Genomic DNA, 18,374 nt, shown 5'->3' with positions numbered 1-18,374 from the left:
TCAGGAGATGTTCATGAGCCAGGCAGATTTCATCATCATCGGCGGCGGGATTGCCGGTGCTTCCACCGGTTTCTGGTTGTCGCAGCACGCCCGAGTGATCGTGCTCGAACGCGAGTCCCATCCGGCTTACCACTCCACCGGACGTTCAGCCGCGCTGTTCACCGCCGCCTACGGCACGCCTCAAGTTCGGGCGCTGACCCAGGCCAGCCGCGACTTCTTCGACGCGCCGCCGGCCGGTTTCTGCGAACACCCGCTGCTGACCCCGCGTGGCGAGATGACCGTGGACTTCACCGGTGACCCGGCCGAACTGAACAATCAATACCTGAGCGCCAAAGCCACGGTGCCGGAGATGCAGCTGCTCAGCGCCGAGGAGGCCTGCGTGCGCCTGCCGATCCTGCGCCGGGAAAAAGTCCATGGTGCGATTTACGACCCGACTGCCAGCGACATCGACACCGATGCCTTGCACCAGGGCTACCTGCGCGGTATCCGACGCAACAAGGGCGAAGTTCATACCGACAGCGAAGTCCTGAGCCTGTCCCGTGACGCCGAAGGTGTGTGGCACGTGCAAACCAGCGGTCAAACCTTCAGCGCCCCGATCATCATCAACGCGGCAGGCGCCTGGGCCGACAAAATCGGCGAGCTGGCCGGTGCCAAACCACTGGGCCTGCAACCCAAGCGCCGTGCGGCGTTCATCTTCGCCGGCCCCGAGGGCGTGGACATCCACCACTGGCCAATGCTGGTCAGCCTCGATGAATCCTTCTACATGAAGCCCGACGCCGGAATGTTCCTCGGCTCGCCAGCCAACGCCGACCCGGTGGAACCGCACGACGTGCAGCCCGAAGAGTTGGACATCGCAATGGGCATCTACCAGATCGAAGAAGCCACCACCCTGACCATCCGCCGTCCGACCCGCACCTGGGCCGGCTTGCGCAGTTTCGTGAGCGACGGTGATTTGCTGTCCGGTTTCGATCCGCAGGTGCCGGGGTTATTCTGGGTTGCGGCACAAGGCGGTTATGGCATCCAGACCTCGCCGGCCATGGGCCAGGCCAGCGCTGCACTAGTACGCGGTGAAGCCTTGCCCGAGCAACTGACTCGCTTCGGTCTGAACACCCAGATGCTCTCCCCGTCGCGACTGGGCTGACTTTCGGACGCAGGTGACGTGTCGACACGATTGCGGCAAACTTCCAGCGCCCTTTTTTGACGGGGCGCTGATGCTGTCTGGAGCTCCACTTTATGAACGCCCAAGAACAAGAACCAGCCGGTGATGACTCTGTATTGAAGAGCTCGCCGCTGGACAACTTCCGCGCGATCGCCGATGCCATCGCCACGCTGTTCTTTCCTCACGCCGAGGTGGTGCTGCACGATCTACGCACACAGAAGGTCGACTACATCGCCAACAACCTGTCCAAACGGGAAATCGGTGACGACTCGGCGCTGGAGGACATGCTCAGCGAAGAGATCAGCGAACGAAACATCGGGCCGTACGAAAAGCTCAATTGGGATGGCCAGAAGATTCGCAGCCTGAGCAGTGTGCTGCGCGACAGCGAAGGTCATCCGCTGGCGGTGCTGTGCATTAATCTGAATATTTCGTTGTTCGAAAATGCCAAGGCTGCACTGGATCTGTTCCTGTCACCGAGCAAGTTGATTCCGCAACCGGACTCGCTGTTTCGCGATGACTGGCAGGAGCGGATCAACACTTTCCTCCACGCCTGGCTGCGCGAGCGTCAGCTGAGCCTGAACCTGCTGACCCGTGACCATAAGCGCGAACTGGTGCTGGCACTGCACGCCGAAGGCGCCTTCAAAGGTAAAAGCGCCTCCAACTATGTGGCGAACGTGCTGAACATGGGGCGGGCAACGGTGTACAAACATTTGAAGGAACTGAAGGGCTGAAACCTGTGGCGAGGGAGCTTGCTCCGTCGCCACAGAGTACCGGGCGTTAGCGTTACTCCAGCGCCGAAGCCGGCCCGAAGAATTCGTAACGGCTTTGCTTCTCCGGTACACCCAGCGCTTTCAGGTGGCGCTTGACCGCTGCCATGAAGCCTTTAGGTCCGAGGAAGTAAGCGTCCAGGTCACGCTGCTGCGGCAACCACTCGCCCAGTTGCTCCTGGCTCAACAGGCCAACCTTGTGCGCCGCCGGGCTCACGCCATCATCTTCGTCGTAGCAATAGAAGCGTTTGAGTTGCGGATGACGCTCGGCCAAGCCATCGATCCAGTCGCGGAATGCATGAACGCTACCGTTACGCGCGCAGTGGATAAAGTGCACGGGCCGCTCGGTCGCCAGCGCCGCTTCGAGCATTGCCAGGGTCGGAGTGATGCCGACGCCGCCGCTGATCAGCACCAACGGTTTGTCGCTGTCGGTCAGGGTGAACTCGCCCGATGGCGGGAACAGCTGGATGCTGGAGCCCACATGCAATTGATCATGAAGATGGTTGGAGGCGCGGCCACCGGTTTCACGTTTGACACTGATCCGGTACTGGCCCTTGTTGGCCAAGGCCGACAGTGAATAGTTACGACGAATCTCTTCGCCATCAAGAATCAGTTTCATGCCGATGTACTGGCCCGGCTCTGCTGCCAGAATCGGGCCTTTGTCGGCCGGTTCGAAGTAGAACGAGATGATTTCCGCGCTTTCCTCGACCTTGGCCACCACGATGAATTCCCGCGCTCCGCGCCAGCCGCCCGGTGCCTGCTCCTTCTGGTCGTAGATACTGGTTTCGGCGCCGATCAGGATGTCGGCCAATTGACCGTAGGCAGCCCCCCAGGCGGCCATCACTTCAGGTGTGGCAATCTCGTCGCCCAGCACTTCGGAGATGGCTCGCAGCAGGCAGGCGCCGACAATTGGGTAATGTTCCGGGAGAATTTGCAGGGCCACGTGCTTGTTGATGATCTTGGCCACCAGGTCGCCCAACTGGTCGAGTTGGTCGATGTGCCGCGCATACATCAAGACACCGTTGGCCAAAGCGCGCGGCTGATCACCGCTGGCCTGGTGGGCCTGGTTGAACAGCGGGCGAACTTCCGGGTACTCGGACAGCATCATGCGGTAGAAATGAGTGATCAATGCTTCGCCACCGCTTTCCAGCAAGGGTACGGTGGATTTGACGATTGCACGGTCTTGAACGCTAAGCATAAGGCGACTCCTGAACTACTTGGATTGCTAACTGATTGCCTTGTACTTATCAGTTTCCGTGCCACAAAATAAAACCTTATAAATCAACATGTTAAATTCTTTATAGTCATATCGACACACCCTGACTTATAGTCATACCGACTACACGGAGTCACTATGACTGCAAAAGCCTTGCTCACCACCCTGCTACCACTGGTCGCCGACCTGTCCCGCGAACTCCCCGAAGGCGAGCGTTATCGGCGCTTGCTCGAAGCCATGCGCGCCCTGCTCCCCTGCGATGCTGCTGCCCTGCTGCGCCTCGATGGCGAATGGCTGGTGCCACTGGCCGTCGACGGATTGAGCACCGACACCCTCGGCCGACGCTTCAAAGTCAGCGAACACCCGCGTTTCGAAGCGCTGCTCAGCAGCCACGGCCCGACCCGTTTCGCCGCCGACAGCGACTTGCCCGACCCTTACGACGGACTGATCGATGGCCTCGATGATCATCTGGAAGTCCACGACTGCATGGGTTGCCCGCTGTTTATCGACGAACGTCCGTGGGGTTTGCTGACCCTCGACGCACTCGATCCAGAGCGCTTCGAACCGATCGAACTGGACGCCCTGGAAGCCTTCGCCAGCCTCGCCGCCGCCACGGTCAACGCCGCCGAGCGCATCGAACGGCTGGCCAATCGTGTCGAAGACGAACATCAGCGTGCCGAGGTTTACCGACAAGCCAGCGGCCAGCAGAACCGCGAGATGATTGGCCAGAGCAAGGCCCACAAACGGCTGGTGGAAGAAATCAATCTGGTGGGAGGCAGCGATCTGACCGTGCTGATCACCGGCGAAACCGGGGTCGGCAAGGAACTGGTCGCCCAAGCCATCCACGCCGCATCGCCTCGGGCCGACAAGCCGATCATCAGCCTCAACTGCGCCGCGCTGCCGGACACGCTGGTGGAGAGCGAACTGTTCGGCCACGTCCGCGGCGCCTTCACCGGCGCGATGAACGATCGGCGCGGCAAGTTTGAACTGGCCAATGGCGGCACGCTGTTTCTCGATGAAGTCGGTGAGCTGTCCCTGACCGTCCAGGCCAAATTGCTGCGAGTCCTGCAAAGCGGTCAGCTGCAGCGATTGGGCTCGGATAAAGAGCATCTGGTCGACGTACGACTGATCGCCGCGACCAACCGCGACCTGGCCGAGGAAGTGCGCAGCGGCCGCTACCGTGCCGACTTCTATCACCGCCTGAGCGTTTATCCGTTGCTGGTGCCAGCACTGCGTGACCGTGGGCGGGATGTGCTGTTGCTCAGCGGCTATTTTCTGGAGCAGAACCGTTCACGCATGGGCCTCAACAGCCTGCGCCTGAACAGCGATGCCCAAGCTGCATTGCTGGCGTATGCCTGGCCGGGCAATGTGCGGGAGCTGGAGCACTTGATTGGCCGCAGTGCCTTGAAGGCGCTGGGTAATTGCAAGGAACGGCCGAAGATTCTGAGTTTGAGCGCGGCGGATCTGGATTTGCCCACTGGCAGCGTTGAGCTTGCAACCGAGCCAGCCCCTGTCAGCCCTGCGGCTTTGGTCTCGGGAGATTTGCGGGCGGCGACCGAGGATTATCAGCGTCGACTGATCGACGCCTGTCTGGAACGGCACCATAACAATTGGGCGAGTGCGGCGCGTGAGCTAGGCTTGGATCGGGCGAATCTTGGAAGGATGGCCAAACGCTTGGGCATGAAGTAACTCGATCCCCTGTAGCAGCTGCCGAAGGCTGCGTTCGAGGACGCAGTCCTCGCCAAACGATTCACCGTGTTGTATCTGATGCACCGGGGACAGGGTTTACGACTGCTTCGCAGCCGGACGCAGCCTTCGGCAGCTGCTACAGGGATCGCACTGACCGGTCTGGCGACGGAAAAACCCTAAAGCCTGCCCGCAACAAGTCGATAACCCGGCATCGATAGCTGTTGGCGATCCTAGCGGTCGCCCATCACCTTTTTCCACAGAAGGTTTTTATGTCTTCAAATAAAGCCCGCGCAGATTCACTTTCGCTTCTGCTGTTTACCTTGCGCAGCGGCAAGCTGATGGCGATCAACCTGCTGAAAGTCAGTGAAATCATTCCCTGCCCGCCGCTGACCAAGCTGCCGGAGTCGCATCCCCACGTCAAAGGCATCGCCACCCTGCGCGGTGCCTCGTTGTCGGTGATCGACCTCAGCCGCGCCATCGGCGAACGGCCGCTGGAAGACCCGAACGGTGGCTGCCTGATCGTCACCGATGTCAGCCGCTCCAAGCAGGGTTTGCACGTTCAAGCCGTGAGCAAGATCGTCCACTGCCTGACCACCGACATCCGTCCGCCGCCCTTTGGCTCTGGCGGCGTGCGCTCGTACATCACTGGCGTGACCTCGGTCGACGGTACGTTGGTACAGGTGCTGGACATCGAAAAAGTGATCCATGGCATCGCCCCGGCGCAGATCGAAACGGCCCCGACCGAACTGAGCATGGAAGACGCCGAAGTACTCGGCAACGCACGGATTCTGGTGGTCGATGACAGCCAGGTGGCGTTGCAGCAATCGGTGCACACCCTGCGCAACCTCGGCCTGCAATGCCACACCGCCCGCAGCGCCAAGGAAGCCATTGACTGCCTGTTGGACCTGCAAGGCACGGCCCAGCAGATCAACCTGATCGTCTCGGACATCGAAATGTCAGAGATGGACGGTTACGCCTTCACCCGCACCTTGCGCGAAACCCCGGACTTTTCGCACCTTTATGTTCTGCTGCACACCTCTTTGGACAGTGCGATGAACAGCGAAAAGGCCCGTCTTGCCGGCGCGAACGCAGTGCTTACCAAGTTCTCCTCGCCAGAACTGACCAAGTGCCTGATCGAAGCAGCCAAGGCTGTCGCTGAACAAGGTCATTGAGGCTTGAGCAAGGACTTCTGCTTTCTAATGCGGCGCAACCTCGCTGAAGTTGTGCCTGCGATTGCTTGGCCTCAGGGAATCGTCCTCAGCGACTACCGCCCCGAACTGGCAGAAGCCGTTCATCGTTTGATGGAACTGGGCTATCAGCAAGGTGGCGGTCGCGTGCCGGCACTCGACGTCTGGCAACAGCGTTTTGAAACCGATCCTGAATATGATCCGAGTCTGTGCTTTATCGCTCTGGATGCCGAAGGTATCGTCGGCGTGTGCCAGTGCTGGACCAGCGCCTACATCAAAAACCTGGTGGTGCATCCACGGGCTCAGGGGCAAGGATTAGGACGCGCATTGCTGCTGCATGCTTTCAAGATATTTCAGCAGCGGCGCGAAGGTTTTGTCGACTTGAAGGTATTGGAAGACAACCTTAGAGCGCAGCGTTTGTATGAAAACGCCGGAATGCGCGTGGTCCGCCGGGAACCGGTTCCGGCCTGACTCCCACAATGGATCTTCGTCGTACACAAAATCTGTGTCCGATGCAGAGCAAATGTGGGAGCGGGCTTGCTCGCGAAGGGGCCGACACATTCAACCTGAAACCATCAGGCATACTCCAACCTTGGCCAAAACACCCCCAAGGATGCCCGCCCCCATGAAAGCAGCAAGCCTGACCCTCCTCTGCCTCGCCGCCCTCGCCACCCAGACCCACGCCTCCAGCCCCGACGCCTGGGCCGCTGACGACAAAGCCGTGCTCGCCAGTTGCACCAAGGCCAGCGGTTTGACGAATGCCAAACCCGTGGGCAACGCCGCGCAGTTCGATGACCGGGTTGGCTACACCGCACTTCTGTTGCAAGGCCAATACCCGCAAAAACACATGAAAGGCCAGCAAGGCACTGAACTGTGTCTCTACAACAAGAAAAGCAAAACCGCTTACGTCTCCGAATGGGACTCCATCCGCCCCACCACCAAAGCGCAGTGACTGGCGCATAACTTGCTTCGTTAGCGGCCTTTGCGGCGGCATTCTGTCGCCGTTTCATGTCTTTTTATGCGACTGGCCGTTCAATGAATACGACGTTTTCCTGCGTAGGCTGTGGCAAATGCTGCAACGACCACCACGTGCCCCTGACCCTGCCCGAAGCCCGGATGTGGGCGGCCGATGGCGGTCAGGTGATCGTGCTGGTGGAAGGTTTCCTGGGTAATGGCCTAGGCTTGCCGGTACAGCAACGCGAACACGCCGAACGCCGCTCGGTGAGGGTTCGAAGCGGCGCATCCGAGGCATACATTGCCATCACCTTTGCCGCCTACAACGTCGGTCCTTGCCGGAATCTTGACGAAGACAACCTCTGCCGCATCTACGAACGCCGGCCGCTGGTGTGCCGCATCTACCCGATGGAAATCAATCCGCACATCCCCCTGAACATTGCCGTGAAGGAATGTCCTCCCGAGTCGTGGGAAAAGGGACCGGATCTGATTGTGGGTGGTGAATTGGTGGATCAGGAACTGGTCGGATTAATCCAGCGCTCCCGCCAGGCGGATCGCGATGACATTCGGACCAAGGAGGCGATTTGCGCGTTGTTGGGGATTCGGACGACAGCGTTGAAGGGTGATGGGTTTACCGCTTATCTGCCGGACATGACAGCGTTTGCGAGGGTCATCGATCAGGTTGCGGCGCAGCCATTGGCTGAGTCAGGCGCTGACTGGTTGTTTCATGTGTCGGGCGAGGACATTGCCGGGCAAGTGCAAGCGGCGGGTGCGCAAGTGGCGACGGATGCGCCAGTGAACTACGCGTTTATTTCGTTGCGAGCGGCTTGATCCAGAAGGTGTATTGCCTTTGACGGCCCCCTTCGCGAGCAAGCTCGCGAAGGGGCTAGATCAGGCATCGCAGAGTTTAAAACTCAGCGTTTACCCATCGAACGACGAGTACCGGGAGGCGCTGCACCGGGGGTTTTGGTATGGCCGTTCTTGGCGCCGTTTTTGTACCAGGGCTGGCTGGCGTTCTTCGCTGCGGCCAGGTCGCCCGGCTTGAACGGGAACTTGAACGCCGGGATCTCGGCTTTGGTTTCGCTGTCTGCGCTGGAGTCGACGCTGTCTGGCAGGTCTGCCTGGTCGTCGCTCAAAGCGTCGGCAACCGGCGGTTGTGTCGGGGAAGTCATGAAAGCTCCGGGTGATGCAATAGAGTCGGGCCCGATCAGCGAGCCGCGAAAGGCGGCAGTATACCTGTGTCGGGAGCCGCAAGCTTCAAGCCGTAAGCGAGTCCGTCGGGTTTTGTGTCTTGGTCGGCGAGGTTCAAGACGGTATCTACAGGGGATCGGCGTCGACCCGCAGAGGTCCAAACTGACAGCGCCGTCAGTTAGCAGTCACCTTCCTGACGGGCTAAGAGGTTTATAAAGGAAGGTATCAACCTGACAAAACTCCGACCACCTAGCCTGGCGCCCCACTCGCATGCGAATTCAGAAAAACCCCGCCCTGCTCGCAGCCCTTCTGATCGTTCTGGCAGCGCTGGGCCTGTGGTATGCCACCAAACCTGTCACGGCGAAACTCGCCGCCCCAACCGCCATTCCCGTACGCGTGGTCAACGTCACCGAAAAAGACGTCCCCCGCTACGTCAGCGGCATCGGCTCGGTGCTGTCCCTGCACAGCGTTGTAGTGCGCCCGCAAATCGACGGCATCCTCACCAAAATCCTGGTCAAGGAAGGTCAACTGGTGAGCAAAGGCGACCTGCTCGCCACCATCGACGACCGCTCGATCCGCGCCAGTCTCGATCAGGCACGAGCGCAATTGGGCGAAAGTCAGGCGCAATTGCAAGTCGCGCTGGTCAACCTCAAACGCTACAAGCTACTGAGCGTGGACGACGGCGTATCCAAACAGACTTATGACCAGCAACAGGCGTTGGTCAACCAACTCAAAGCCACTGCCCAAGGTAACCAGGCTTCGATCGACGCCGCTCAGGTGCAGCTCTCCTACACACAGATTCGCTCTCCGGTCACCGGTCGCGTCGGTATTCGCACGGTGGACGAAGGCAACTTCCTGCGCATGACCGACGCTCAAGGCTTGTTCACGGTGACCCAGATCGACCCGATCGCCGTGGAGTTCTCCCTGCCACAGCAAATGCTGCCGACCCTGCAGGGTCTGATCGGCGACCCACAACGTGCAAAAGTGAAGGCCTACATCGGCGCCGACACTGACGGCGAAACCGGCAATCTGCTAGGCGAAGGTCATTTGACCCTGATCGACAACCAGATCAACGCCAACACCGGGACCATCCGCGCCAAGGCTGAATTCGACAACCCCGGACAGAAGCTCTGGCCGGGCCTGTTGGTGACGGTAAAGATTCAGACGGCGCTGGATAAAGATGCGCTGGTGGTGCCACCCACTGTCGTACAACGCGGGCTCGATCAACATTTCGTGTACCGGGTCAACGGCGATAAGGTCGAGACCGTACAAGTGCAAATGGTCTATCAAGGCAGCGGCCAGGACATCATCAAAGGCGTCAAACCGGGCGACGTGCTGGTCAGCGACGGCCAGTCGCGGCTCAAGCCTGGTTCGACGGTCCAGGTCCTGAGTGATCCACCGCAAGTGGTCCAATCGGAGCCGAAACCATGAAGGGTCATGGCTCGATCTCTGCCTGGTGCATCGATCATCCGGTCGCGACGATCCTGCTGACCTTTGCGCTGGTGCTGCTCGGGGTCATCGCCTTCCCGCGCCTGCCCATCGCGCCGTTGCCGGAAGCCGAATTCCCGACGATTCAGGTCGCCGCGCAATTACCCGGCGCCAGCCCGGAGACCATGGCTTCTTCGGTGGCCACGCCGCTTGAAGTGCAATTCAGCGCCATCCCCGGCGTGACCCAGATGACCTCGAGCAGCGCGCTGGGTTCGACCAACCTGACCCTGCAATTCACCCTCGACAAAAGCATCGACACCGCCGCTCAGGAAGTTCAGGCCGCGATCAACACCGCCGCCGGCAAACTGCCCAAAGACATGCCGACCCTGCCGACCTGGAGGAAGGTCAACCCGGCTGACAGCCCGGTACTGATCCTCAGCGTCAACTCGACCCAAATGCCCGGCACCGAACTCAGCGACTTGGTGGAAACCCTGCTCGCCCGTCAGATCAGTCAGATCGACGGCGTAGGCCAAATCAACATCACTGGCCAGCAACGTCCGGCGATTCGCGTACAGGCTTCGGCGGACAAACTCGCGGCCATCGGCCTGACCCTGGCGGACATTCGTCTGGCGATCCAGAACACCAGCCTCAACCTGGCCAAAGGGGCGCTGTACGGCGAGTCGAGCATCTCGACGCTGTCGACCAACGACCAGTTGTTCCACCCTGAGGAATACAGCCAACTTATTGTTTCCTACAAGGACGGCGCCCCGGTTCACCTCAAGGATGTGGCCAAAGTCGTCAACGGTTCGGAAGATGCCTACGTGCAAGCCTGGGCCGGTGACAAGCCTGGGGTGAACCTGGTGATTTCCCGGCAACCGGGCGCCAACATCGTCGAAACCGTGGATCGCATTCAGGCCGCCCTGCCCGGCCTCGAAGCCATGCTGCCAGCCTCAGTGCAGGTCAAAGTTCTGGTCGACCGCACCCAGACCATCCGCGCTTCCCTGCACGAAGTGGAAGTCACCCTGCTGATCGCGATCCTGCTGGTGGTGGCGGTGATGGCGCTGTTCCTGCGCCAATGGTCGGCGACGATGATCGTATCCGCGGTACTCGGTGTGTCCCTGATCGCCAGTTTCGCCCTGATGTACATCATGGGTTTCAGCCTGAACAACCTGACGCTGGTGGCGATCGTGGTGGCCGTGGGGTTTGTGGTCGACGATGCGATTGTGGTGGTGGAGAACATTCACCGTCATCTGGAGGCTGGCGACGGCATGCGCGAGGCGGCGATCAAAGGTGCCGGCGAGATTGGTTTTACTGTGGTTTCCATCAGTTTCTCACTGGTGGCGGCGTTTATTCCGCTGCTGTTCATGGGCGGCGTGGTCGGACGGCTGTTCAAGGAATTCGCACTGACGGCCACCTCGACCATCATGATTTCGGTCGTGGTGTCCCTGACCTTGGCGCCAACGCTTGCTGCGCTGTTCATGCGCGCGCCGGTGCATCACGCCCACAGCAAGCCTACGTTTGGCGAACGCTTGCTGGCAGGTTATGAAAAACTTCTGCGCCGCGCCCTCGCCCACCAGAAGCTGATGATCGGCGTGTTCGGCCTGTCCCTCGGTCTGGCCATCGCCGGTTACATCTTCATCCCTAAAGGTTTCTTCCCGGTACAGGACACCGGTTTCGTCCTTGGCACCACCGAAGCCGCCGCTGATATTTCCTACGGCGACATGGTGAAAAAACACCTGGCGATGGCCGAAATCGTCGCCGCGGATCCGGCGGTCGCGGCGTTTTCCCACTCGGTCGGCGTTTCGGGCAGCAACCAGACCATCGCCAACGGTCGCTTCTGGATCTCCCTGAAAAAGCGCGGCGACCGCGACGTCTCCGCCAGCCAGTTCATCGACCGGATTCGTCCGCAATTGATGAAAGTCCCGGGCATCGTGCTGTACCTGCGCGCCGGGCAAGACATCAACCTCAGCTCCGGCCCGAGCCGTGCGCAGTACCAATACGTGCTCAAGAGCAACGACGGTGCAGTCCTCAGCACCTGGACCCAGCGCCTCACGGAAAAACTGCGCAGTAACCCGGCGTTCCGTGACATTTCCAATGACCTGCAACTGGGTGGCAGCATCACCCACATCAGCATCGACCGCAGCGCCGCCGCACGTTTCGGCCTGACCGCCAGTGATGTCGATGAAGCGCTGTACGACGCCTTCGGCCAGCGGCAGATCAATGAATTCCAGACTCAGATCAACCAGTACAACGTGATTCTGGAACTGGACACCAAGCAGCGCGGCAAGGCCGAAAGCCTCAACTATTTCTACCTGCGCTCACCGCTGAGTGGGGAAATGGTGCCACTGTCGGCGCTGGCCAAATTCGATGCGCCGACGGTTGGCCCGTTGTCGATCGCCCATGACGGCATGTTCCCGGCCGCCAACCTGTCGTTCAACCTCGCGCCCGGCGTGGCGCTGGGCGATGCGGTGATCATGCTCAACCAGGCCAAGGCCGAAATCGGCATGCCGGCCGCCATGAGCGGCAACTTCCAGGGCGCGGCCCAGGCGTTCCAGAGTTCGCTGGCCAGTCAGCCATGGCTGATCCTGGCGGCGCTGGTGGCGGTGTACATCATTCTCGGCGTGCTTTACGAGAGCTTCGTGCATCCGCTGACCATCATCTCGACCCTGCCGTCGGCGGGGCTTGGCGCGGTGATCATGTTGTGGATTTGCGGGCAGGACTTTTCGATCATGGCGCTGATCGGGCTGGTGTTGCTGATCGGGATCGTGAAGAAGAACGGCATCCTGATGATCGACTTCGCGCTCGAAGCCCAGCGCAAGGGTGGCCTGCCGCCGGAAGAAGCGATCTACCAGGCCTGTATCACGCGGTTCCGGCCGATCATCATGACCACGCTCGCCGCCCTGCTCGGCGCGCTGCCATTGATGCTCGGTTACGGCACCGGCGCCGAACTGCGCCAACCCTTGGGGATCGCGGTGGTCGGCGGCTTGCTGGTGAGCCAGGCGCTGACGTTGTTCACCACTCCGGTCATATACTTGTGGCTTGAGCGGCTTTTCCATCGGCCCAAACCTGCACCGCTACCGGTGCTGGCGACCACAGACTGAGGCGGGGTCATGCGCGTTCTGATTATCGAAGACGAAGAAAAAACCGCGGATTATCTGCACCGCGGCCTGACGGAACAGGGTTACACCGTGGACTTGGCGCGCGACGGCGTCGAAGGCCTGCACCTGGCGCTGGAAAGCGACTACGCGGTGATCGTCCTCGACGTCATGCTGCCGGGCCTCGACGGCTTCGGCGTACTGCGCGCATTACGTGCGCGCAAGCAAACCCCGGTGATCATGCTCACCGCCCGCGAGCGTGTGGAAGACCGGATCAAAGGCCTGCGCGACGGTGCCGACGATTACCTTGGCAAACCGTTTTCCTTTCTCGAACTGGTAGCGCGCCTGCAAGCGCTGACGCGTCGCAGCGGCGGCCACGAACCGGTGCAAGTGAGCATCGCCGACCTGTGGATAGATTTGATCAGCCGCAAGGCCACCCGCGCCGGCACACGCCTGGACCTGACCGCCAAGGAGTTCTCGCTGCTCAGCGTATTGGCCCGCCGTCAGGGTGAAATCCTGTCGAAAACCGCCATCGCCGAAATGGTCTGGGATATCAATTTCGACAGCGACGCCAACGTCGTCGAGGTCGCGATCAAACGCTTGCGGGCCAAGCTCGATGGGCCGTTCGACGAGAAACTGCTGCACACGATTCGTGGCATGGGTTATGTGCTGGAGAGCCGTGGTGTCCAGTAATTCGATTGCGCTACGCCTGAGCGGGATGTTCACGCTGGTGGCGCTTTTGGTGTTTCTGTTGATCGGCTGGGCGCTGTATCAGCAAGTCGATAAAGGTCTGGGCCTGTTGCCCGAGGCTGAACTGGACGCGCGCTACAGCGTGCTCGAATCCACGGTCGGGCGTTACGGCACGCCCGAGCATTGGGTGAAGATCAACAACAAGCTCAAGCTGCTCGGCGAAGAAGACAAGCGCATCAGCTTCTGGATCATCAGCGGTGATCCGCACTACGAATACGGCAACCTGACGCCGCAGATCCGCGCCTTTGCCGAAGGGCCGCTGGGCATGCGCGACTTGAATCTGCCGGATCAGCCTTATCCGCTGAAAGTGCTGGTCAGCCAGTTCCCGGCCAAGGATCAACGCCCGCCGTTGCGCTTCATGATCGGCATCGACACCGAGACGTTTCTGCAAACTCAGCACCATTTGCTGATTGCCCTGATCAGCCTGGCGATCATCGGTGTGTTGCTGGCGTCGGCCCTCGGTTATTGGGTGGCGCGGATCGGCCTCAAGCCGCTGATCAAGTTGTCCCAGGAAGCCCAGCGACTGGCCCCACCGCTGTTGTCCGGTCGCCTGCAATTGTCGCCGCTACCGCCGGAACTGAAACAGTTCGTCAATTCGTTTAACTCGACACTGGAGCGGGTCGAACAGGCTTACTCGCGCCTTGAGTCGTTCAACGCGGACGTGGCCCACGAACTGCGCTCGCCGCTGACCAATCTGATCGGCCAGACCCAAGTCGCGCTGACCCGCGGGCGATCCGCCGAACACTACTTTGAAGTGCTGCAATCGAACCTTGAAGAGCTTGAGCGACTGCGCTCGATCATCAATGACATGCTGTTTCTCGCCAGCGCGGACCAGGGCAGCAAAGCCACCAAACTGACGTCCACCTCGCTGGCCGACGAAGTGGCAACGACGTTGGAGTACCTGGATTTCATTCTTGAAGACGCGCAGGTTCAGGTGCAGGTCAGTGGTGACGCTCAGGTGCGGATCGAGATTGCTCATCTGCGCCGGGCGTTGATTAATCTGCTAAGCAATGCGGTGCAGCACACCGAGCCTGGCCAGGTGATTGAGGTGCGGATCGAAGTTGAGGAGCATCAGGTCAGCATCGGGGTTGCGAACCCTGGGTCGCCGATTGCCAGCGAGCATTTGCCGCGATTGTTTGAGCGTTTTTATCGGGTCGATGCGTCGCGCAGCAACAGTGGCAACAACCATGGGTTGGGGTTGGCGATCGTCAAGGCGATTGCGCTGATGCACGGCGGGGATGTGTTTGTGCGCAGTGATCACGGCATGAATACCTTCGGGATTCACCTCCCCGTTTAACCCCAACGCGATGCCCGGACCGCAGCCGGCCGGCCAACTGTTGCCTTAAGCGCAACAGTCCTTTCATGAATCCGCTCTTTTTCCCCTCTCCAATCCCCCTTATCTTTGCCGCACCAAACAGCACTTGCCAAGCAAGAAGGTTTAAAGATGTCCAATACTATGGGTATTGCCAGCGCTTTCGTTTTGTCCTCTTTGTTTCTGTCTCCGTTCGCCATCGCTGAAGAGTCGCAGACGTTCGTCGCGCAAAATTCCGCACGCGCTGCGGCATTCGAACAGTATCAGAGCGAAATGACGGCCAAGGCTCAGGAAGCTGCGCAAACCCCTCAAGCGTCGAGCACTCAGGCCCAGCCAGTGGTTGAGAAAGACAGCTGATTGCCCAGTATCACTCTGTTTCCCTCGACACTTTTCATCGGCTCTTCCCTTTGAAAAGTTGTCTTCAAAGCCGCTGCTATCAGCGGCTTTTTTTCGTTGTGGTTTTAAACAGCTTCAGTTCGTCTTCCCTAACAAGAAACATCCGGAGTCTCAAAACAATGAGGCTCTTAGTTGACCCAAGGAGCTTTACCGCTAGTGCGTTTCCCTCTTAGATTCAGCCCGTTATTCATTGCAATCGCTGCAACGGTGGCGCCTGCTGCTCACGCCGCAGACGACTCAAACGCCGAAGGTTTTGTTGAAGGTTCGAGCCTCAACCTCAACGCCCGTAACTACTACATGAACCGCAACCGCCTGCAGCAGACGGACGACAACATTGAATGGGGCCAGGGTTTCCTCGGCCTCTTCAAATCGGGTTACACCCAAGGCACCGTCGGTTTCGGTATTGATGCCCACGCCATGCTCGGGCTCAAGCTCGACGGCGGTGGCGGCACTGATAATTCGAGCATCCTGCCGGTCAGCGATGGCAACGGCAAAGCACCGGGTTCGTTCTCGACGGCGGGTGGCACGCTAAAAATGCGTGCCTTCGATACCGAACTGAAGGCCGGTGACTTGTTCCTCACCAACCCGGTGATCGCCGGCGGCGAAACCCGCATGCTGCCGCAGACCTTTCGCGGCGTCAGCCTGACCAACCACAGTTTTGACGGCTGGATGATTGAAGGTGGTCAGGCCAGTTTCACCAAGCCATACAACCAGAGCGGACACACCCGAATCGGCACGTCCTACGGTAGCCTGGCCGACGGTGACGAAAGCCGGCACCTGAACTGGGCCGGTGTCGCCTGGAGCGGCCTGCCGGGGTTGACCAGCAGCCTCTATGCTTCCGAACTCAAGGACATCTGGAACCAGTATTACTACGACCTGGATTACACCTACGCCTTGAACGATATGGTCAGCCTCAACCCGGGCCTGCATGCCTATCACACGCAAGACACCGGCAATGCGCTGCTGGGCAACATCGACAACAACACCTACAGCCTGCATTTCACCGTCGGGGTGGGCAATCACAGCGTTACCGCCGCGTATCAGCGGGTCAACGGCAACACGCCGTTCGACTACATCAGCCAGGGCGACAGCGTCTACCTCGACAACTCCCAACAGTACTCGGACTTCAACGGCCCGAACGAACGCTCATGGAAACTCAAGTACGCCTACGACTTTGTCGGGCTCGGCCTGCCCGGCCTGACCTCGGCCGTCTCTTACTCCCGAGGTGAACTGGACCTGACCAAGGTCGATCCGGACAGCCCCGGTTACGCCTCGTGGTACAGCGCTGATGGCAAAAACGCCAAGCACTGGGAACGCGACATTGATCTCAAGTATGTGGTTCAGGGCGGCAAGGCCAAAAACCTGGCGCTACGTCTGCAATGGGCGACCAACCGTGGCGGCAACGGTTACGGCGTGCTGGATCAGGACACCGATGAATACCGGGTGATCGTCGACTACCCGCTCAATGTCTTCTAAGCTTCAATAAGCAAAAGGCCAGCATGTTTTGCTGGCCTTTTTTTTATCCGGGATTTATACAGGCGCTCCGAACGCAAACGGTTTCTGGGATTCTGCCTGAGTCTTGCAAAACACTTTTATAACGCCTCATTAGCAGAAGTCAGAACCATGAGTGTGAGCAGTGCGAAATCTCAACATCCGATCCGTTCGACACGATCGGAGCGGCTTCTGGTTCTCGGTAGTTTGTTGTTGGTGATTGCGATACTCAGCATCGTGGCGTTCTTGCTGATCCGCGAACGCGCCCATGCTGAATTGTCCGCCGCTCGTGCCGCCAACAATATCGTGCAATTGATCGATGCCGACGTGCTGCGCAATGTCGAACTCTATGATGTGTCCCTGCTGGGTTTGATCGCTGCCTCCCAGCGAGAAGACCTCAAGAGCGTTTCTCCAGCCATTCGCCATCTGGCCTATTTCGACCGCGCCAGCGCCGCGCCGTACAAGGGCAACATTTTGTTGCTCGACAACAAGGGCGACGTGATCGCCGACTCGGCTTCGGTGGAGCCCAGGCAGGGCAACTACGCCGACCGCGAATACTTCCAGTCTCACGTGAACAACCCGGACCCGGGCATGTTCATCAGTCCCCCTTTCAGAGCCAGGTCGCCCGAACAGGATTGGCGTATCAGTTTCAGCCGGCGGGTGAACGGCTCCCAAGGTGAGTTCCTGGGCGTAGCCGAAGCCGCCATGCGGTTGAGTTACTTCGATCAGTTGTTCAACAGTTTGAGCATCGGCCGCGACAGCACGGTCAATCTGATTAGCAAGGACGGGACTCTTCTGGCTCAGCAACCACGTCTGGCCGAAGAGCTGATCGGCAAGAACTTCAGTAACCGCCCCAATTTCCAGCGCATCGTCAAAGAAGGCAACGGCAGCTTCACCAGCATGTCCGATCGATACCATGACAAGCGCTTGTACACCTTCTCCAAGGTCGGAAACTTGCCTTTGATCGTCATCGTTGCGCTGTCCAGTGATGAGGTCTTCGCGGCCTGGAAGCGCACTGCGGCGGTGGTCAGCTTTGCGACCATTGCCCTGTGCGTGAGCCTGCTCTGGCTGACTTGGCTGCTCAATCGGGAACTGCGCCTGCGCCACAACGCCGAACAGGAACTGGCGCAACTGGCGGCCACCGATGCCTTGACCGGCCTGGCCAACCGCCGAACGCTGGATCAGGTCCTGCGTCATGAGTGGTTTCGCGCTCAACGTTCCGGCCAGCCATTGTCGCTGCTGATGATTGATGTCGACCACTTCAAGGCGTTCAACGATCGTCATGGGCATCAGGGTGGCGATGATGCCTTGCGCTCGCTGGCCAAGGTGATCTCCGACAATGTGAGGCGACCAGCGGATCTGGTCGCCCGTTACGGCGGCGAAGAGTTTTCGGTGATTCTCGCGGAAACCGACAGCCAGGGAGCGCAACAGATTGCCGAACACATCCGAGCGACAGTGGAGCAATTGCCGCTGGTGCCAGGTGCCGAGTCGCCGATTACTGTCAGTATCGGTATCAGTACCTGGACCACCTCCGCCGAGATCAGTCTGGAACAGCTATTGTTTGCAGCGGACAAGGCGCTGTATCAGGCCAAGGAAAGTGGGCGTAATCGGGTGGTCGCCGCCTGATCGTTCCCACGCTCTGGACTGACCCCAAAAAGTTGGACGATTGTCGATCTAGGCCTGAACGAATTGAGTCCTGTATTCGACAGGGCTCAGTCCGTTCAGCTTCAGCTTGATAC

The 18,374-nt window shown here is 59.6% G+C and carries 16 protein-coding genes; 14 read left to right on the top strand and 2 right to left on the bottom strand.

Annotated elements, in window-relative coordinates; translation table 11 throughout:
- Positions 1 to 13 precede the first annotated feature (13 nt).
- Together ASC74_RS20510 and ASC74_RS20505 are read left to right on the top strand one after the other, a co-directional pair.
- Positions 14 to 1,141, top strand: a complete 1,128-nt coding sequence (locus ASC74_RS20510) for an NAD(P)/FAD-dependent oxidoreductase (RefSeq protein WP_056743558.1) — start codon at positions 14 to 16, stop codon at positions 1,139 to 1,141.
- A 92-nt stretch (positions 1,142 to 1,233) separates the two neighbouring features.
- A complete protein-coding gene (locus ASC74_RS20505) occupies positions 1,234 to 1,890 on the top strand; it encodes a helix-turn-helix transcriptional regulator (RefSeq protein ID WP_056743556.1) in 657 nt (218 codons plus the stop codon).
- A gap of 52 nt (positions 1,891 to 1,942) precedes the next feature.
- Here ASC74_RS20505 and hmpA read toward each other — a convergent pair whose 3' ends face one another.
- A complete protein-coding gene (gene hmpA / locus ASC74_RS20500) occupies positions 1,943 to 3,124 on the bottom strand; it encodes an NO-inducible flavohemoprotein (protein WP_046048235.1) in 1,182 nt (393 codons plus the stop codon).
- Between the two features lie 156 nt (positions 3,125 to 3,280).
- Here hmpA and norR point away from each other — a divergent pair, with 156 nt between their 5' ends.
- The 5 genes from norR to ASC74_RS20475 all read left to right on the top strand — a co-directional run bounded on the left by norR (position 3,281) and on the right by ASC74_RS20475 (position 7,803).
- Positions 3,281 to 4,831 carry a nitric oxide reductase transcriptional regulator NorR gene (gene norR / locus ASC74_RS20495; RefSeq protein ID WP_056743554.1) on the top strand — a complete coding sequence of 517 codons (1,551 nt, stop codon included), beginning with the start codon at positions 3,281 to 3,283 and terminating at the stop codon, positions 4,829 to 4,831.
- 269 nt (positions 4,832 to 5,100) lie between these two features.
- Complete coding sequence (locus ASC74_RS20490; RefSeq protein ID WP_008147551.1) at positions 5,101 to 6,003, top strand: chemotaxis protein CheV; 903 nt, start codon at positions 5,101 to 5,103, stop codon at positions 6,001 to 6,003.
- Between the two features lie 27 nt (positions 6,004 to 6,030).
- Entirely contained in the window at positions 6,031 to 6,489 is a 459-nt protein-coding gene (locus ASC74_RS20485) for a GNAT family N-acetyltransferase (protein ID WP_056743552.1), read from the top strand.
- A gap of 154 nt (positions 6,490 to 6,643) precedes the next feature.
- Positions 6,644 to 6,970 carry a hypothetical protein gene (locus tag ASC74_RS20480; protein WP_056743550.1) on the top strand — a complete coding sequence of 109 codons (327 nt, stop codon included), beginning with the start codon at positions 6,644 to 6,646 and terminating at the stop codon, positions 6,968 to 6,970.
- An 83-nt stretch (positions 6,971 to 7,053) separates the two neighbouring features.
- On the top strand, positions 7,054 to 7,803 hold the full coding sequence (locus ASC74_RS20475) for a YkgJ family cysteine cluster protein (protein ID WP_056743548.1): 750 nt from the start codon (positions 7,054 to 7,056) through the stop codon (positions 7,801 to 7,803).
- 83 nt (positions 7,804 to 7,886) lie between these two features.
- Here the strand turns inward: ASC74_RS20475 and ASC74_RS20470 are convergent, their stop codons facing one another.
- A complete protein-coding gene (locus ASC74_RS20470; protein WP_008147542.1) occupies positions 7,887 to 8,144 on the bottom strand; it encodes a hypothetical protein in 258 nt (85 codons plus the stop codon).
- Positions 8,145 to 8,433: 289 nt separating this feature from the next.
- Here ASC74_RS20470 and ASC74_RS20465 point away from each other — a divergent pair, with 289 nt between their 5' ends.
- The 7 genes from ASC74_RS20465 to ASC74_RS20435 all read left to right on the top strand — a co-directional run bounded on the left by ASC74_RS20465 (position 8,434) and on the right by ASC74_RS20435 (position 18,261).
- Entirely contained in the window at positions 8,434 to 9,594 is a 1,161-nt protein-coding gene (locus ASC74_RS20465; protein ID WP_056743546.1) for an efflux RND transporter periplasmic adaptor subunit, read from the top strand.
- Complete coding sequence (locus ASC74_RS20460; RefSeq protein ID WP_056743545.1) at positions 9,591 to 12,692, top strand: multidrug efflux RND transporter permease subunit; 3,102 nt, start codon at positions 9,591 to 9,593, stop codon at positions 12,690 to 12,692. Before ASC74_RS20465 ends, ASC74_RS20460 begins: the two co-directional genes overlap by 4 nt.
- Positions 12,693 to 12,701: 9 nt before the next feature.
- Positions 12,702 to 13,379 (top strand): heavy metal response regulator transcription factor, encoded by a 678-nt coding sequence (locus ASC74_RS20455; protein ID WP_007916978.1) that lies wholly within the window; start codon positions 12,702 to 12,704, stop codon positions 13,377 to 13,379.
- Entirely contained in the window at positions 13,369 to 14,733 is a 1,365-nt protein-coding gene (locus tag ASC74_RS20450) for a heavy metal sensor histidine kinase (RefSeq protein WP_056743542.1), read from the top strand. Before ASC74_RS20455 ends, ASC74_RS20450 begins: the two co-directional genes overlap by 11 nt.
- Positions 14,734 to 14,880: 147 nt before the next feature.
- The gene (locus tag ASC74_RS20445) at positions 14,881 to 15,105 is read left to right on the top strand and encodes a hypothetical protein (protein WP_056743541.1); all 225 of its coding nucleotides are present in this window, start codon (positions 14,881 to 14,883) and stop codon (positions 15,103 to 15,105) included.
- A 195-nt stretch (positions 15,106 to 15,300) separates the two neighbouring features.
- Positions 15,301 to 16,620 carry an OprD family porin gene (locus ASC74_RS20440; protein ID WP_056743539.1) on the top strand — a complete coding sequence of 440 codons (1,320 nt, stop codon included), beginning with the start codon at positions 15,301 to 15,303 and terminating at the stop codon, positions 16,618 to 16,620.
- 147 nt (positions 16,621 to 16,767) lie between these two features.
- Positions 16,768 to 18,261: a sensor domain-containing diguanylate cyclase gene (locus tag ASC74_RS20435; RefSeq protein WP_056743537.1), complete on the top strand. Its 1,494-nt coding sequence runs from the start codon at positions 16,768 to 16,770 to the stop codon at positions 18,259 to 18,261.
- The last annotated feature ends 113 nt before the right edge of the window (positions 18,262 to 18,374 follow it).

It is taken from the genome of Pseudomonas sp. Root329 (assembly GCF_001424925.1).
Taxonomy (GTDB): domain Bacteria; phylum Pseudomonadota; class Gammaproteobacteria; order Pseudomonadales; family Pseudomonadaceae; genus Aquipseudomonas; species Aquipseudomonas arabinosi.
The sequence above is the reverse complement of the archived record's forward strand: the minus strand, read 5'-3'. Positions and strand labels throughout refer to the sequence as shown.

Bases quoted from the DNA above. Each gene is read 5' to 3' on its own strand.
- ASC74_RS20485 (WP_056743552.1), top strand. From the start codon at position 6,031: ATGCGGCGCAACCTCGCTGAAGTTGTGCCTGCGATTGCTTGGCCTCAG.
- ASC74_RS20465 (WP_056743546.1), top strand. From the start codon at position 8,434: ATGCGAATTCAGAAAAACCCCGCCCTGCTCGCAGCCCTTCTGATCGTT.
- ASC74_RS20475 (WP_056743548.1), top strand. From the start codon at position 7,054: ATGAATACGACGTTTTCCTGCGTAGGCTGTGGCAAATGCTGCAACGAC.
- norR (WP_056743554.1), top strand. From the start codon at position 3,281: ATGACTGCAAAAGCCTTGCTCACCACCCTGCTACCACTGGTCGCCGAC.
- hmpA (WP_046048235.1), bottom strand. From the start codon at position 3,124: ATGCTTAGCGTTCAAGACCGTGCAATCGTCAAATCCACCGTACCCTTG.
- ASC74_RS20480 (WP_056743550.1), top strand. From the start codon at position 6,644: ATGAAAGCAGCAAGCCTGACCCTCCTCTGCCTCGCCGCCCTCGCCACC.
- ASC74_RS20435 (WP_056743537.1), top strand. From the start codon at position 16,768: ATGAGTGTGAGCAGTGCGAAATCTCAACATCCGATCCGTTCGACACGA.
- ASC74_RS20490 (WP_008147551.1), top strand. From the start codon at position 5,101: ATGTCTTCAAATAAAGCCCGCGCAGATTCACTTTCGCTTCTGCTGTTT.
- ASC74_RS20460 (WP_056743545.1), top strand. From the start codon at position 9,591: ATGAAGGGTCATGGCTCGATCTCTGCCTGGTGCATCGATCATCCGGTC.
- ASC74_RS20505 (WP_056743556.1), top strand. From the start codon at position 1,234: ATGAACGCCCAAGAACAAGAACCAGCCGGTGATGACTCTGTATTGAAG.
- ASC74_RS20455 (WP_007916978.1), top strand. From the start codon at position 12,702: ATGCGCGTTCTGATTATCGAAGACGAAGAAAAAACCGCGGATTATCTG.
- ASC74_RS20470 (WP_008147542.1), bottom strand. From the start codon at position 8,144: ATGACTTCCCCGACACAACCGCCGGTTGCCGACGCTTTGAGCGACGAC.
- ASC74_RS20510 (WP_056743558.1), top strand. From the start codon at position 14: ATGAGCCAGGCAGATTTCATCATCATCGGCGGCGGGATTGCCGGTGCT.
- ASC74_RS20445 (WP_056743541.1), top strand. From the start codon at position 14,881: ATGTCCAATACTATGGGTATTGCCAGCGCTTTCGTTTTGTCCTCTTTG.